Annotated in this window: 13 protein-coding genes; 3 read left to right on the top strand and 10 right to left on the bottom strand. The window is 72.4% G+C overall.

Features of this window, described 5'->3' with window-relative positions:
* The first annotated feature begins 63 nt into the window (after positions 1-63).
* Positions 64-825, top strand: coding sequence for a tyrosine-protein phosphatase (locus tag ACFWIS_RS21150; RefSeq protein ID WP_380461485.1), 762 nt, complete (start codon positions 64-66; stop codon positions 823-825).
* A 96-nt stretch (positions 826-921) separates the two neighbouring features.
* On the opposite strand, the gene ACFWIS_RS21145 is transcribed toward ACFWIS_RS21150, so the two are convergent.
* Together ACFWIS_RS21145 and ACFWIS_RS21140 are read right to left on the bottom strand one after the other, a co-directional pair.
* On the bottom strand, positions 922-1,782 hold the full coding sequence (locus ACFWIS_RS21145; protein WP_380464051.1) for an ABC transporter permease: 861 nt from the start codon (positions 1,780-1,782) through the stop codon (positions 922-924).
* On the bottom strand, positions 1,779-2,690 hold the full coding sequence (locus ACFWIS_RS21140; protein WP_380464049.1) for an ABC transporter ATP-binding protein: 912 nt from the start codon (positions 2,688-2,690) through the stop codon (positions 1,779-1,781). Before ACFWIS_RS21140 ends, ACFWIS_RS21145 begins: the two co-directional genes overlap by 4 nt.
* Positions 2,691-2,824: 134 nt before the next feature.
* Here ACFWIS_RS21140 and ACFWIS_RS21135 point away from each other — a divergent pair, with 134 nt between their 5' ends.
* Both ACFWIS_RS21135 and ACFWIS_RS21130 read left to right on the top strand, forming a co-directional pair.
* Positions 2,825-4,057 (top strand): sensor histidine kinase, encoded by a 1,233-nt coding sequence (locus ACFWIS_RS21135; RefSeq protein ID WP_380464047.1) that lies wholly within the window; start codon positions 2,825-2,827, stop codon positions 4,055-4,057.
* Positions 4,054-4,710: a response regulator gene (locus ACFWIS_RS21130; RefSeq protein ID WP_380464045.1), complete on the top strand. Its 657-nt coding sequence runs from the start codon at positions 4,054-4,056 to the stop codon at positions 4,708-4,710. The genes ACFWIS_RS21135 and ACFWIS_RS21130 overlap by 4 nt, the downstream gene beginning before the upstream one ends.
* A gap of 254 nt (positions 4,711-4,964) precedes the next feature.
* On the opposite strand, the gene ACFWIS_RS21125 is transcribed toward ACFWIS_RS21130, so the two are convergent.
* The 8 genes from ACFWIS_RS21125 to ACFWIS_RS21090 form a co-directional block, all read right to left on the bottom strand.
* Entirely contained in the window at positions 4,965-6,071 is a 1,107-nt protein-coding gene (locus ACFWIS_RS21125) for a hypothetical protein (RefSeq protein WP_380460794.1), read from the bottom strand.
* Positions 6,072-6,441: 370 nt separating this feature from the next.
* A complete protein-coding gene (locus ACFWIS_RS21120) occupies positions 6,442-7,095 on the bottom strand; it encodes a hypothetical protein (protein ID WP_380460792.1) in 654 nt (217 codons plus the stop codon).
* A 160-nt stretch (positions 7,096-7,255) separates the two neighbouring features.
* Positions 7,256-8,275 carry an N-acetylglucosamine kinase gene (locus ACFWIS_RS21115; RefSeq protein WP_380460790.1) on the bottom strand — a complete coding sequence of 340 codons (1,020 nt, stop codon included), beginning with the start codon at positions 8,273-8,275 and terminating at the stop codon, positions 7,256-7,258.
* A 136-nt stretch (positions 8,276-8,411) separates the two neighbouring features.
* A complete protein-coding gene (locus tag ACFWIS_RS21110; RefSeq protein ID WP_380460788.1) occupies positions 8,412-9,710 on the bottom strand; it encodes a 6-phospho-beta-glucosidase in 1,299 nt (432 codons plus the stop codon).
* Positions 9,710-10,609: a carbohydrate ABC transporter permease gene (locus ACFWIS_RS21105; protein ID WP_380460786.1), complete on the bottom strand. Its 900-nt coding sequence runs from the start codon at positions 10,607-10,609 to the stop codon at positions 9,710-9,712. The genes ACFWIS_RS21110 and ACFWIS_RS21105 overlap by 1 nt, the downstream gene beginning before the upstream one ends.
* Before the next feature lie 21 nt (positions 10,610-10,630).
* Positions 10,631-11,629, bottom strand: a complete 999-nt coding sequence (locus ACFWIS_RS21100) for a carbohydrate ABC transporter permease (protein WP_380460784.1) — start codon at positions 11,627-11,629, stop codon at positions 10,631-10,633.
* A 24-nt stretch (positions 11,630-11,653) separates the two neighbouring features.
* Positions 11,654-13,000, bottom strand: coding sequence for an ABC transporter substrate-binding protein (locus ACFWIS_RS21095; RefSeq protein WP_380460798.1), 1,347 nt, complete (start codon positions 12,998-13,000; stop codon positions 11,654-11,656).
* A gap of 151 nt (positions 13,001-13,151) precedes the next feature.
* Positions 13,152-14,342, bottom strand: a complete 1,191-nt coding sequence (locus tag ACFWIS_RS21090; RefSeq protein ID WP_380460782.1) for an ROK family protein — start codon at positions 14,340-14,342, stop codon at positions 13,152-13,154.
* Positions 14,343-14,680: the final 338 nt, after the last annotated feature.

Below are 14,680 nucleotides of genomic sequence, written 5' to 3'. Positions count from 1 at the left end.
ATCTAGATGTCCTGTTGGACGTCCTGCTCCGCCCGGCGCGGCTCCACCTGAAAGGCCACCCGCATGTCCCTGGTCAACTTCCGCGATCCCGCCGTCCTCAGCGACCCCGAGGGCCTGCGGATCCGCCCCGGTGTGCTGTACCGCTCCGCCCAGCCCTACCCGGCCGCCGACGCGGCCGTCGTCGCCCAGCTGCGCTCCTGCGACATCCGCACCGTCGTCGACCTGCGCGACCCCCGGGAGACCCGCCCCGACGACTGGGCCGCCGCCGAGGCCGCGGGCATAGCCGTGGTCGCCGCCCCGGTGAACCCGGCCACCGACGTCCTCACCGCCCGCATGGCGACCATGACCACCGCCGCCGACCTCGGCGAGTTCTACCTGCTGCTCGCCGAGTCCGCCCCCGAGGCCGTCGCCGTCGCCGTCGAGGCCGCCACCCGTCCCGGCGCCGTCCTGCTGCACTGCGCCGCCGGCAAGGACCGCACCGGTCTGCTCACCGCGCTGCTCCTCGATCTCCTCGGCGTCCCCGCCGAGCGCATCGTCGCCGACTACGCCCGCACCTCCGACGCCCTCCCGCAGATCTTCGCCAACCTCGCCGAGCGTCACCGCACCGCCCTCAACGGCCAGGGCGCCACTCGCGTCACCGACTCCGACGGCCGCGCCCTCACCATCCCCGCCCCGCTGCTGGAGGCCCCCGCCGAGGCGATGACCGTCTTCCTCGGCCAGGTCCGCTCCCGCCACGGCGGCGCCGAGGCCTTCCTCCCCGCCTGCGGCGTCCCGGCCGCCACCCTCGGCGCCTTCCGCGCCAAGGCGGCGGTCACCACGGCCTGAGCCGCCGCCCTCGTCCCGGGTGCCCGCCCGAACGCCCGCACCCGCCGCCCGCCGAGACCGGGTGGCGGCTCGGCGGGCGGCGGGTGCGGGAGGGCCTCACACGTCCCGGCGTCGGACCACGACCACCGTCACCGCCATCGCCACGACCGCCCACACGCCCATGGTGATCCAGGAGTCCAGCACGCTCGGTGCCCACTTGCTGATCGTGGTCGAGGAGTCGGGGTTGTAGGTCAGCCGGTCGACGGTCTCCATCGGCAGGTGGGCGCCGATCTCGTGCAGCCAGCGGTAGCGGTCCCCGCCGAACATCAGCGGCAGGATGAAGAACAGCATCACCAGGGAGACGATCGAGGCGGTGGCGTGCCGCAGCACCGCGCCCAGCGCCATGCCGATCAGCGCGCAGACCGGCACGATCGCCGCGTAGCCGAGGACGGCCCGCAGGCTGACCCCTTCGGTGATGGAGAGCCCGACGTGCCGGGAGGCCAGCATCGCGTTGCCGCCGAAGAAGGACGCCGTCGACACCACCACCCCGGCCAGCGCGGTGATCCCGCCGATCAGCAGCACCTTGGCGGCGATCACCCCGCGCCGGTCGGGCACGGCGGCGAAGGTGGTGCGGATCAGGCCGGTGGTGTACTCGCCGAACACGGTGATCGCCCCGAGGCTGCCGGCCGCGATCGCCATCAGGTAGCAGGAGGTGCTGCTGAGGCTGTGGTACAGCGCGTCGTACCGGTACGGGGGGAAGCCGGGCATCGGGGCCGGCGGGTGGTCGATGTACGTCAGGTCGCTGTGGACGGCGTTCAGGTTGATCACGATCGCCGTCAGCGAGGCCAGCGCCAGCACCCAGTACGTCGAGCGCAGCGAGCGCAGTTTGATCCACTCGGCGGCGAGCAGGTCGGTGAACCGGGGCGCCGGTTCGGTGACCCGGGCGCTCTCCGTACGGGTCAGGGTCATGGTGCTCATCGGGCCTCTCCTGCCAGGTACTCGACGCTGTCTGCGGTCAGGGACATGAACGCCGACTCCAGGGACGACGTCCGGGCGGTCAGCTCGTGCAGCACCAGCCCTTCCCGCAGGGCCAGTTCACCGATCCGCTCGACGGCCATCCCGGTGACGATGCCGAACTGCGGGTCCACCACGCCGACTTCGGCCCCCTCGGTGCGCAGGGCCTCGGCCAGCCGGGGGAGTTCCGGCGCCCGGACGGCCACGCTCGACTCCGCGTGGCGGGCCGAGAACTCGACCAGGGACTCGTCGGCGATCAGCCGGCCGCGGCCGATCACGATCAGCCGGTCGGCGGTGTGCTCCATCTCGGCCATCATGTGGCTGGAGACGAAGACGGTACGGCCCTCGTCGGCGAGCCGGCGGAACAGTCCGCGCACCCAGAGCACGCCCTCCGGGTCCAGCCCGTTCAGCGGCTCGTCGAAGAGCAGCACGGGCGGGTCGCCGAGCAGGGCGCCGGCGATGCCCAGGCGCTGCTTCATGCCCAGCGAGTAGCCGCCGATCCGCCGCCCCGAGGCCTTCCCGAGGCCGACCTCGGCGAGCACCTCGTCCACCCGCCCGAGCGGGATCCGGTTGCCGCGGGCCAGCGCCGACAGGTGGGCCCGGGCGCTGCGGCCGCCGTGCACGTCGCTCGCGTCCAGCAGTGCGCCGACGTGCCGTAGGCCGCGCGGTCGGCCGGCGAAGGGCACGCCGTCGACGGTGACGGTGCCCTCGGTGGGGGTGTTGAGGCCCAGGATCATCCGCAGCGTGGTGGACTTGCCCGCGCCGTTGGGGCCCAGGAAGCCGGTGACGGTGCCCGGCCGGACGGTGAAGGTCAACTGGTCGACGGCCGTGGTGCCGCCGTACCGCTTGGTCAGTCGCTCGATCTCGATCACGGGGACAACAGTGCCGGTCAGGGCCGTGGACGGGCATCGGGCGGCGGGACACAACCGCGGGCCGCCATCCCCGCCCCCGGGATTACTCCCGCGGGCCAATGCGCCGCCACTCCGCCCGCCGCTACCATCGCGTCATGATCACCGAACCCCGCCCGCCCCTGCTCAGGCGCCTGCCCGCGGGCGTGTGGGTGGCGGCGTTCTGGACGACCATCGTGGTGTTCCGGTTCTTCACCCGGGACAACGAGTTGCACCACCTCTTCGACTACAACGGCAACACCGAGGACATGCCCCTGGTGGTCACGGCCGTGGTCACCACCCTGGTCGCCTTCCTGCTGGTCCGGCTGCCGCTGGCGGCCGTCGCGGTGGCGCTGGCGGGCGGCGTCTACACGCTCGGGATGTGGACCGTCCCGACGGCGCCGGTGCAGTTCCTGATCGCCGAGGTGGTGGTGGGCTACTGCGTGGTCACCCGCTCCCGGGCGGTCTCCACGATCGCGGTGTCGATGCCGCTGGCCGTGCTCGCCACCCTGTTCACCTGGGGCGCCGTCAACGGCTACACCGTGAACCCGTACGCCTACCTCGGACTCGCCGCCACCGTGCTGATCGCCTGGCTGATCGGCAACACCGTGCGCCAGAGCCGCGCCCACGCCGAGGCCCTGCGAGGCCGGGCCTCCGAGCAGGCCGTCACCGCCGAACGGCTGCGCATCGCCCGCGAGTTGCACGACATGGTGGCCCACAACATCGGCATCATCGCGATCCAGGCGGGGATGGGCAGCCGGGTCATGGACACCCAGCCCGCCGAGACCCGCAACGCGCTGGACGCCATCGAGGCCACCAGTCGGGAGACCCTGGCCGGGCTGCGCCGGATGCTCGGCGCGCTGCGGCAGGGCGACGGGGAGGCCGCGCCGCTCGAAGTCGCCCCCGGGCTCGACGAGTTGGACCGACTGGTGGAGCGGACGGCGGGTGCCGGGGTGCGGGTCGCGCTCACCCGGCGCGGCGAAGCCCGTGCGCTGCCGGCCGAGGTGGACCTCGCCGCGTTCCGGATCGTCCAGGAGTCGGTCACCAACGTGGTCAAGCACTCCGGCACCCGGGACTGCCACGTCACCGTCGAGTACGGCGCGGAACGGCTCGCCGTCACCGTCGTCGACCTGGGCGCGGGCACGGCCACCCACACCCCCGGCACCGGCTACGGCCTGGCCGGCATGCGGGAGCGGGTCGCCCTGCTGCACGGCGAGTTCAGTGCCGGTCCGCGCCGCGAGGGCGGCTTCCGGGTCGCCGCCCTGCTGCCGATCCCGGAGGCACCGGCGGCACCAGCGGCACCCACTACGCCCGCAGTACCCGCAACAGCCGCCCCGGAGGTGGGACCGTGATCCGCGTCGTCCTGGTCGACGATCAGCCGCTCATCCGCACCGGCCTGCGGGTGCTGATCGCCGACGCCCCCGATCTGGAGGTGGTCGGCGAGGCCGGCAACGGCGCCGAGGCCGTCGAACTGGTCGGCCGACTGCGCCCGGACGTCGCCGTGATGGACATCCGGATGCCCGGCATGGACGGCATCGAGGCCACCCGCCGGATCCTCGCCGATCCGGAACTGCCCACCCAGGTCCTCGTCCTGACCACCTTCGACGACGACGACTACGTGTACGGCGCGCTGCGCGCCGGGGCGAGCGGCTTCCTGGTCAAGGACCTCGCCCTGGAGACCATCCTGGACGGCGTGCGGGTGGTCGCCGCCGGGGACGCCCTGCTCGCCCCCGCCATCACCCGCCGCCTGATCGGCGAGTTCGCCGCCCGTCCGGAGGCGGCAGGCCGGCCCCGGAAGTCCGCCGAGGGCATCACCGAGCGCGAGCGCGAGGTGCTCACCCTGGTCGGCCGCGGCCTGTCCAACACCGAGATCGCCGAGGAACTCACCATCAGCGTGGCCACCGCCAAGGCGCACGTCGCCCGCCTGTTCACCAAGCTGGGCGCCCGGGACCGGGTGCACCTGGTCATCCACGCCTACGAGTTCGGCCTGGTCGCACCGTCCTGAGACCGCATCGGCCCGGGCCGGGACCTGCCCCGGCCCGGGCAGCGCGAAGCGCCGGGGCGGGTCCGCACGACCCGCCCCGGCGCCTCCACCCGCACCGGACCGTCAGGGCACGAGACCCCTCTGTCCCCTCGGATCCGCCGGATCATTCGGTTCCCGAACCGCCCCACGCCGCCCGGGAGCCGGTGCTCACGCAGGTGCCCGGCGTCCCGCGCTCACGCGGTGACGCTCTGGACCCCGCGCTCACGCAGTGGTGCTCAGGGGACGATCGCGTGCGAGATCTGGCACGCGCTGACCGCGTTCGACCAGGTGCCCTGCATCGCGAACGAGCCGGTCGCGAAGGCCACGTTCTGCGAGCCGCCGGTGCCGCCCACGCCCTTCCAGGAGCACTTGTCGGCGTTCTCGGCGCCGGAGGAGTCGGTCCAGCCGCCGGCCGGGTTCTGGTCGGTGACGGTCTCCGCGTACTCGTGGCCGAACACCATGGTCACGCCGTCCAGCAGGCCCGCGTTGCCGCTGTTGACGTAGTTCTGGCCGCAGGAGGTGCCCATGTCGGTCACGTACGGGTCGTTGCTGAACGCCACGTCGCCGTAGGGCGAGGTGGCCGCGCCGCCGGTCAGCGTGGTGTCGCCGTTCCAGTCGTGCCAGGCGCAGAAGTTGCCGGTGGAGGTGTTGAAGCCGTCCGGGTGGGTGCCGGTCGGCGAGAGCACCACGTACTGGGCGTTGCGGTTGGCGGCGGCGGTGGTGTTGCCGAAGTGCCCGGCGGCCTTGATGGCCTCGTTGGCGATCTGGTTGCCGGTGGCCTGGCCCGGGGCGGCGGCGGAGGTGTCCACCCAGACGCCGGCCAGCGCGCCACCGGTCGGGTAGCCGACGTGCGCGGCGGTGGAGCCGCAGCTGGTGGAACCCTTGGCGACGCCCTCGCAGTACTGGGTCATGACGCCGGACCAGGTCTCGTTGTTGGTGCCGAGGCCCTTGTACAGCTGCTGCGCCCGGACGGCCTCGCCGGACGGGTCGCCGGACAGGGTGGTGTAGCCGTTGGCGTCGGTGCCCGCGGTGCCCCACTGGGAGCCCCAGAAGATCACGTACACCTTCGGTGCGCCGGTGGTGACGCCTATGCCGTCGACCCCGCCGCCGAACTTCAGGTTCGTCGTGCGGGCGGTGGCGGCGTTCGTATTGGCGTGCTCGGCGCTCTCCCTGGTGGGGACGGCACCGTGCCGGTAGGGGTGGCTGTTCCCGGCGAACTCGCTGCCCGGCTGGTCGGCCTGGGCGGCCGGGGCGGCGGCGAATCCGGCGGCGGCCAGCGCCAGCGCGCTGAGCCCGGTGAGGGCCCGGACTCGCGTCCGACGGGAGGTGGGGGACATGCCCATCGTGAGGGTTCCTCTCTGCCTGCCGACCGCGCACCGGTAGGGCGCGGCGACACCATGGGGGGACAAATCGGAGGAGCGACGACGGCAAGCCGGGTGCCACCGACCGTTCGTCATGAACAGTCAGCGAAGCGGGGATGGGGGACCGGTTCGCCGTCGGGGTCCGAAGCAAACCAGAGCAGCTGAAACCGGGTCAACGAGGGCAAGAGTAAGACCAACACCAAGAGCGGCCCCGAAAAACGTATAGAACGCCAAAAGCCCCCAGCTGGGCACTCGTTGATGCGCGTAGCGCAGGCGAATCTCAACAGTTGAGGGGAGGTTCTACACCGTATGGCCCGCTACCGTACGGCCCGTTCCGCGGCCGGTGACCGGTTCACGCCGTCGGGGTCTCGATCTCGGCGATCCGCATGATCCGCCCGTGGGAGTCCAGCACCACGTCGTAGGCGTTGCCGTCGCAGGCGTACGGGTCGGCGGGGTCCAGCTCGGCGAGGCAGTCGTTGAGGTGGGTGACCAGGTCGTCGAGCTGGACGGGCTTGGCGGCGTCCCGGTGCGGGCGGTCGACCAGGGTGGCGGTGACGCCGGCGGCGGCGAAGCCGTAGTGGACGGGGGAGCCGGTGGCCTCGTAGCGCGGCGGGGTGCAGGCGAAGCGGGCGGGCTGGGCGGTGAGTTCGGCGGGGCCGGCGGCGACCACGATCAGCACCTGGTGGCCGGGGTCCGGCGCCGGGGCGGTGCACTCCGGGTCGGCGGAGGGGTCAGCGGCGGCGGGGCCGGTGCCTGAGGAATCGGTGGCCGAGGGGTCGGCGTCGGAGGGCGCGGCAACGGTGCCCGCGGTGGGGTACGTCCCGCCGTCGGCGAAGTCCTCGTCGTCGTCGAGCAGCGGGTCGTCCAGGCCGTCGTCGGCGAGGGCCGCGGCCGAGGAGGCGGCGGCGACCGTCGGCCGGGAGTCGGCGGGCGTGCAGCCGGTGAGGCCGACGAGGGCGGTGCCGGTCAGCACGGCGGCGGCGAGGAGGATGCGGGACACGGCCATGGCGCAAGTCTCCCCGGGCGGCGGTGGTGGTCGGCACCCGGGTACACGAGCGGTGCGCGCCGCACGGTTCCCGCCGCACGGTTCCCGCCCCCGCCGGATGTGCGGACCCGGCGGGGGCGGGAGGTCACGGGGGAGCGGGAGACCTGCGGTGGACGGGCCGTCAGACGGCTACCGGCCGCTGCGCCTCGTACGCCTCGCGCACCCGGGCCTGCGCGTCCGCGCCCACGCCCAGGTGGTCGAGCCCGAGCAGCGCCGCGCCCAGCACCGGCGGCGCGACGACCACCCGCGGCTCGGCCAGCGGCGCGGCCTCCGCCAGTCGCGCCGTCACGTTGTCGAGCAGCAGCGGCTGCCGGGAGGCGAGCACCCCGCCGCCGAGCACCACCGGGGTCGGCGAGCCCAGCAGATCCAGCCGGCCGAGGGCGACGGCGGCCAGCCGGACGATCTCGTCGGCCTGGCGGTCGATCAGCTCCAGGGCGACGGTGTCCCCCTCGCCCGCGACCGCGAACAGCACCCGGACGATCTCGTGCAGCCGGGTGCCCGGCAGGTGCCCGAGGTGGACGGCCTCGGCGACGGCGCCGGCGCTGGGCAGGCCGAAGTGTTCGGCGATGGCGCGGGCCAGGCCGGTCGGCCCGCCCCGCCCGTCCTCCGCGCGCACCGCGTGCCACATGCTGGTGACGGCGAGCCCGGAGCCGCCGCCCCAGTCGCCGGTGAGTTCGCCGAGGGCGGGGAAGCGGGCGGTGCGCCCGTCCGGCAGCAGACCGACGCAGTTGATCCCGGCGCCGCAGACCACCGCGACCCCGCGCGGGCCGTCGGTGCCGGCCCGCAGCAGGCCGAAGGTGTCGTTGACGACGGTGTTGCTGAGGCCCCAGGGGTGCGATTCGAGGGCGGCGCGCAGCGCCTCCTCCTCGACCTGCAGGTCGGCGTTGGCCAGGCAGGCGCTGACGTGGCTGGTGAGCACGCCCCCGGCAGCGGGGAGGCCGGCCGCCGCGGCGGCTTGCTCGACCAGCGGGGCGAGGCCGGCCACGGCGGCGGCGCCGCCGATCTTCTGGGGGGCGAAGCCGCCGCCGCGGGCGGTGCCGCGGACGGTGCCGTCGGCGCCGATCAGGGCGACGTCGGTCTTGGAGTTGCCCGCGTCGATGGCGAGGACGCCGGACAGGAGCGGTTCGGGCTGGTGGGTCATTCAGGTCCCCGCGGCTCGTACGTGGCCCGGCCGCAAGCCCCGGCCGGGGGCCGGGCCCTCTCAGAGGGCCCGGCGAGGGCGCCGGGGCCCGTCTTCGAACCCGCGCCTGCGGGGCTTCGGAGACGGGCCCCAGGGCCTAGGCCCAGGCGAGGTGCTCGCGGTTGTGGGCGAGCAGTCGGTCCGTGAGCCGGTCGGCGAGTTCGATCTGGCCGACCAGGGGGTGGGCGAGCAGGGCGTCGAAGACCCGGTCGCGTCCGCCGCGCAGGGCGGCGTCGAGGGCGAGGTGCTCGTACGAGGTGACGGCGGCGATGAGCCCGGCGTACAGCGGCTCGACCGGCCGCTGCGGCAGCGGCCGTACGCCCCGGGCGTCGACCTCGGCCGGCACCTCGATGACGGCGTCGTCCGGCAGGAACGGCAGCACCCCGTCGTTGCGGGTGTTCACCACCTGGACGGACGTCCCGCCGCCGGTCCCGAGCAGGGAGGCGATCAGCTGGACGGCGGCCTCCGAGTAGAAGGCCCCGCCGCGCCGGCCGAGCAGCTCGGGCTTGGTGTCCAGCGTGGGGTCGGCGTACAGCTCCAGCAGCTGCCGCTCGATCTCGGCGACCTGCGCGGCCCGCGAGCCCTGCGCCTTGAGCTCCTCGACGACCGCGTCGTGCTGGTAGAAGTACCGCAGGTAGTAGGAGGGCACCACGCCGAGCCGCTGCACGAGGGCCTGCGGCAGGTGGAGGTCGTCGGCGATCTCCTTGCCGTGCGAGGCGAGCAGCTCCGGCAGCACCTCCCGCCCGCCGGCCGCGCCGGGGGAGTCGAGCAGGGTCACCCCGCGTTCCCAGGTGAGGTGGTTGAGCCCGACGTGGTCCAGCCGGACCAGCTCCGGGGCCACCCCCAGGTGGGCGGCGAACTTGCGCTGGAAGCCGATGGCGACGTTGCACAGTCCGACGGCCTTGTGCCCGGCGTCCTGCAGGGCGCGGGTGACGATGCCGACCGGGTTGGTGAAGTCGACGATCCAGGCGTCCGGGTTGGTCCGCCGGACCTGCTCGGCGATGTCCAGCACCACCGGGACGGTGCGCAGCGCCTTGGCGAGCCCGCCCGCGCCGGTGGTCTCCTGGCCGACGCAGCCGCACTCCAGCGGCCAGGTCTCGTCCTGGTTGCGCGCGGCCTGGCCGCCGACCCGCAGCTGGAGCAGCACGGCGTCGGCGTCGGCGACGCCGGCCACCAGGTCGGTGGTGACGGTGACCACCGCCGGGTGCCCCTGCTTGGCGAAGATCCGCCGGGCGAGGCCGCCGACCAGCTCCAGCCGCTCGGCGGCCGGGTCGATCAGCACCAGCTCGCCGATCGGCAGGCTGTCGCGCAGCCGGGCGAAGCCGTCGATCAGTTCCGGGGTGTACGTCGAACCTCCGCCGACGATGGCCAACTTGAGACTGGTAACGGAGGACATCAGCCCTTGACCCCTGTCAGTGTCACGCCTTCGATGAAGGCCTTCTGCGCGAAGAAGAAGAGGATGATCACCGGCGCCATCACCAGCAGGGTGGCGGCCATGGTGAGGTTCCAGTTGGTGTGGTGGGCGGCCTTGAACGACTCCAGGCCGTAACTGAGCGTCCAGGCCTCGTGGTTGTTGCTGGCGTAGATCTGCGGGCCGAAGTAGTCGTTCCAGCAGTAGAAGAACTGGAACAGGGCGACGGCGGCGATGGCCGGCTTGGCCATCGGCAGCACGACCCGCAGCAGGGTGCGCAGGTCGCCGCAGCCGTCGATCCGGGCGGCCTCGAGGTACTCCTTGGGGATGGTCATCAGGAACTGGCGCAGCAGGAAGATCGAGAACGCGTCGCCGAAGGCCATCGGGATGATCAGCGGCCAGAGCGAGCCGCCGAGGCCCATCTGCTTGGCCCAGAACAGGTACATCGGGATGACGGTGACCTGCGGCGGCAGCATCATCATCGCGATGACCGCCATCAGGGCCAGGTTGCGGCCGCGGAAGCGGAACTTGGCGAGGGCGTAGGCGACCGGCAGGCTGGAGACGACGGTCAGCAGGGTGCCGGCGCCCGCGTACACCAGGGTGTTGCGCCACCAGGTGAGGAAGCCGGGGGTGTCCCAGACCTGGGCGTAGTTGCCCCAGTTCCAGGAGGTGGGCCAGTAGTCGGTGGTGAGTGCCTGCTGGTCGTTCATCACCGAGGTGAGGAAGACGAAGACGAAGGGCAGCAGGAAGAACAGCGCGGCGGCGATGGCCAGCGAGTGCACGGCCACCCAGTTGAGCAGTGCGCGGCGCCGGGCGGACCGGGCGGCGGCGGTGCCGGCGGCGGTACGGGCCGGCGGCTTGGTCAGGGTGGAGCTGAGAGTCATGACAGAGTCCTCATCGGTCCGCTAGTCGTCGCTGGCCATGAAGCCGGACTTGCGGCGGAGCAGGATCGAGGTGACGGCCATCGAGATGGCGAACAGCACCAGGGCGACGACGCAGGCCGCGCCGTAGTTGAAGCGCTGGAAGCCGAGGTTGTAGACCATCTGCGGCAGGGTCCAGGTGGAGCCCTGCGGGTAGCCGGGCTCGAACTGCTGGCCGGAGTTGCCGGCGATGCCGCTGGCGACCTTCCCGGCCACGATCGCCTGGGTGTAGTACTGCATGGTCTGGATGACCCCGGTGACCACCGCGAACATGATGATCGGGGAGATGTTCGGCAGCGTGACGTACCGGAACCGCTGGAACGGGCCGGCGCCGTCCAGCTCGGCCGCCTCGTACTGCTCCTTGGGGACGTCCAGCAGCGAGGCCATGAAGATGACCATCAGGTCGCCGATGCCCCACATGGCGAGCAGGGTGAGCGCGGGCTTGGACCAGCTCGGGTCGGCGAACCAGCCGGGCTGCGGCAGCCCCAGCTCGCCGAGCAGGTGGTTGAGCGGCCCGGTGCCGGGGTTGAGCAGGAAGGCGAAGGCCACGGTGGCGGCCACCGGCGGGGCCAGGTACGGCAGGTAGAAGACCGTGCGGAAGAAGCCGGCCCCGGTCTTGACCTTGGTGATGAGCAGCCCGACGCCGAGGCCGAAGGCGACCCGCAGGGTCACCATGATCAGCACCAGCCACAGGGTGTTGCGCAGGCCCTGCCAGAAGGTCGGCAGCTGGTTGAGGACGTAGTCCCAGTTCTTCAGGCCGTTGAAGGTCGGCGCGCCGAAGCCGTTGTACTGGGTGAAGGAGAAGTAGGCGGTGGAGATCAGCGGGTAGACGAAGAAGACGCTGAAGCCGATCAGCCAGGGGGAGAGGAAGGCGAGGGTGCGGGCCGCCTCCCGGCGGCGCTTCCGGCGCAGCAGGTGCTGCGTGGAGGGCGCCGCCGGGTCGGCCGTCCCGGCGCCCTTGCGGGTGCCGAACGCGAGTGACATGGGGAGCTCCGAGGGCCGTCGCCGCTACTTCGCCTGGGCGATGTCGGTGTCGATCTGCTTGGCGGTGGCGGCCAGTCCGGCCTTCAGGTCGGTCTGCTTGCCGGACTCGTAGTCGTAGCCGAGGTTCTGCAGCGAGACGATGTACCCGCCGCCGTTGACGCTGGCCGGGGTGGTGCCGGAGTTCGGGTTCTTGGCGACGTCCAGGAAGGTCTTGAAGTTGGGGTCGCTGACCAGCTTCGGCGAGTTGAGCGCGTCGAAGGTGCTGGGCACGTTGTGGATCGCGTTGGCGAAGTCGACCACCGCGTCGGTGTCGGTGGTCAGGAACTTGACGAACTCCCAGGCCGCGGCCTGCTTCTTGCTGGTGCTCGCGATGCCGACGATGGTGCCGGTCTGGTAGCCGCGGCCGTAGCTGGCGGCCTGGTCGTCCGGCACCGGGAAGGGCGCGGTGGCCCAGTCGAAGTCGGGCTTGTTCTCGGCGAGCGAGGCGGTGCGCCACTCGCCGTCGATGGCCATCGCGACCTGGCCGGTGTGGAAGGGGTTCTTGGCGCTGAACTCCTCGCCGAAGGTGGCGCGGTACTTGTCCAGCTTGGCGTAGCCGCCGAGCTGGTCGACCATGCCCTTCTGCCAGTCGAGCATCGCGGCGACCTTCGGGTCGGCGGCGAGGTTCGACTTGCCGTCGGCGCCGAAGTAGGTGGCGCCGTACTGGCCGAGGAAGTGCTCGGTGGTGGACTCGTAGCCGTGGTACAGCGGCATGAAGCCGAGCTGTTTGTACGAGTCGCCGTCGGCGACGGTCAGCGCCTTGGCGTCCGCGGCGAACTCGCTGAAGGTCTTCGGCGGGGCCGTGATGCCGGCCGCGGCGAAGGCCTTCTTGTTGTAGTACAGCCCGTACGCGTCGCCGAGCAGCGGCAGGGAGCACTGGTTGCCCTGGAACTGGGTGTAGTTGAGCATCGCGGCCGGGAAGGTCTTGGCCGCGTCGATGCCGCTCTTCTGCAGCTGGGGCTTGAGGTCGATGAACGCCTTGGTCGAGCAGAACATGCCGACGTTGTTGGTGGTGAAGGAGGAGACCACGTCCGGGGCGTCGTCGCCGCCGGCCCGCAGGGCCTGGTTGACCTTGTCGTCCGCGACGTTGCCGACCGGCTTGACGTGGATGTTGGGGTGGGCCTTCTCGAAGGCGGCGATGGTGTCGTTGATCGCCTTCACCTCGTTGTCCTGGCTCCAGCCGTGCCAGAAGGTGATGGTGACGTCCTTGCCACTGGCGGAGTCGTCGCTGCCGCCCGACTCGCTGGAACCGGTGCAGGCGGAGGCGAGCAGGGCCAGGACGGCGCTGCCGGCGACGGCGGCGACGGTGCGGCGGCCTCTGCGGGAGGTGATGGGGTGCACTTCGAGGTCCTCCTGGGGGTGCGCGGGCAGGCGTCATTGCCTCGGGGCCCGCGTAGGGGTTGGGGGAGAGGTGGGTGCAGGTGACAGGGGGAGCGTCAGCGGGTGGAGCGGCGGGCGGATCAGTGGCGGATCAGCGGATGGATCAGTGGGTGGAGAAGACCGCCTCACGGGCGTCCGTGAGGGCGCGTTGCAGGGCGCCGATCAGGACGGGCGAGCCGGGCAGGGCACTGCTGCGGATCTCCGGACGGGCGAGGCAGATCCGGGCCAGTTCGTCCTCGACGAGCGCGCGCAGTCGTTCGCCGCCCGTGCTCGGCACCGCGCCGGAGAGGACCACCAGCCGGGGGTCGACCACGGCGACGATCACGGACAGCCCGACGGCGAGCCGTCCGGCCAGCTCGGTGAGGAAGGCCTCGCCGGCGCCCGGGGTCTCCAGGGCCTTGGCGATCGACTCCTCCGCGGTGGGCGCGCCGAGTCCGTGCTCGCGGGCCAGGGTCCGGACGGCGGGTGCGCCGACCTGGTCCTGGAAGCCGCCGAACTTGCGGCGACGGGCGTCCCACTGGACCGGTGAGCCGGGTACCGGCATGTAGCCGACCTCGCCGGCGCCGCCGGTGAAGCCCCGGTGCAGCCGTCCGGCGATCACGACGGCCGCGCCGACGCCCGCGCCGGCCCAGAGCAGGACGAAGTCCTCGAAGCCGGCCGCCGCACCGGAGGCCTGCTCGGCGACCGCGGCAAGGTTCACGTCGTTCTCGATCGACACCGGGGCGCCGATCGCCGCGGTCAGCTCCTCGACCAGCCGGGGCGAGTGCCAGCCGGGCAGGTGGGAGGCGTAGCGCAGCTTCCCGGTCACCGGATCCGGAGCGCCGCCGACCCCGATCGCGACGGTCCGCAGGCACCGCTCGGGCAACCCGGCCGCCCGCACCGCCTCCGCGACGGCGGCCGCCACCCTGGGCACGGTCTCGGCGGCCGGGACACCTCTGGTGGACACGCTGTGCTCGGCCAGCGTGCCGCCGGTGATGTCGGCGACCGCGACCCGGATCCCGCTGTTGGTGACGTCCAGTCCGGCCACGTACCCGGCGGCCGGATTCACCTGGTACAGCTGCGCGTTGGGCCCCGGCCCACCCTCCGTGGTGCCCACCGGCACCACCAGCCCGGCCGTCTCCAGCCGGGACAGCAACTGCGACGAGGTGGGCTTGGACAGCCCGGTCAGGCTGCCGATCTGAGTGCGGGACAGCGGCCCGTTCTCCAACAGCAGTTCGAGCGCGGCGCGGTCGTTGATCGCGCGCAACAGACTGGGGGTGCCGGCGAGGGGAGCCTTGGCGGTGCTCTTGGTCATGCCCGGAATCCTCCCCTCCCGACTGATGGACCGGAACTGTTAGGAAACTTTCCAGTCGCTTGTCACAGGACCGTACGGTCCCCGTCAGCGGAGTGTCAATGGCCGGTCCCCCGGAGGATGCCGAAGCGTTATCCGGCCCCCGAAGGCCCCCGCCCCAAGGCAAGGGGGCCGGGCTCACACTCGCCCGGCCCCCGACGGAACCTCAGGAAGAGAAACAGGAAGAGAAAAACGTCAGGCCCCTGCGCAGGAAGTCGGCCTGGTCGACTTCCTGCGCACAAGGCGGAAGGGCCGCTGGTCAACCCGCCTGCACTGCCGTGGCGGATTCACCGAACGGGCCC

Origin of the sequence: Kitasatospora sp. NPDC127060, assembly GCF_042724935.1 — a bacterium.
Lineage (GTDB): Bacteria > Actinomycetota > Actinomycetes > Streptomycetales > Streptomycetaceae > Kitasatospora.
Note: the sequence above shows the minus strand (reverse complement) of the source record. Positions and strands in the feature narration are given on the sequence as shown.

Coding starts and splice junctions, on each gene's coding strand:
- ACFWIS_RS21120 (WP_380460792.1), bottom strand. CDS start 7,095: ATGGCCGTGTCCCGCATCCTCCTCGCCGCCGCCGTGCTGACCGGCACC.
- ACFWIS_RS21150 (WP_380461485.1), top strand. CDS start 64: ATGTCCCTGGTCAACTTCCGCGATCCCGCCGTCCTCAGCGACCCCGAG.
- ACFWIS_RS21110 (WP_380460788.1), bottom strand. CDS start 9,710: ATGTCCTCCGTTACCAGTCTCAAGTTGGCCATCGTCGGCGGAGGTTCG.
- ACFWIS_RS21125 (WP_380460794.1), bottom strand. CDS start 6,071: ATGGGCATGTCCCCCACCTCCCGTCGGACGCGAGTCCGGGCCCTCACC.
- ACFWIS_RS21100 (WP_380460784.1), bottom strand. CDS start 11,629: ATGTCACTCGCGTTCGGCACCCGCAAGGGCGCCGGGACGGCCGACCCG.
- ACFWIS_RS21105 (WP_380460786.1), bottom strand. CDS start 10,609: ATGACTCTCAGCTCCACCCTGACCAAGCCGCCGGCCCGTACCGCCGCC.
- ACFWIS_RS21090 (WP_380460782.1), bottom strand. CDS start 14,342: ATGACCAAGAGCACCGCCAAGGCTCCCCTCGCCGGCACCCCCAGTCTG.
- ACFWIS_RS21145 (WP_380464051.1), bottom strand. CDS start 1,782: ATGAGCACCATGACCCTGACCCGTACGGAGAGCGCCCGGGTCACCGAA.
- ACFWIS_RS21115 (WP_380460790.1), bottom strand. CDS start 8,275: ATGACCCACCAGCCCGAACCGCTCCTGTCCGGCGTCCTCGCCATCGAC.
- ACFWIS_RS21135 (WP_380464047.1), top strand. CDS start 2,825: ATGATCACCGAACCCCGCCCGCCCCTGCTCAGGCGCCTGCCCGCGGGC.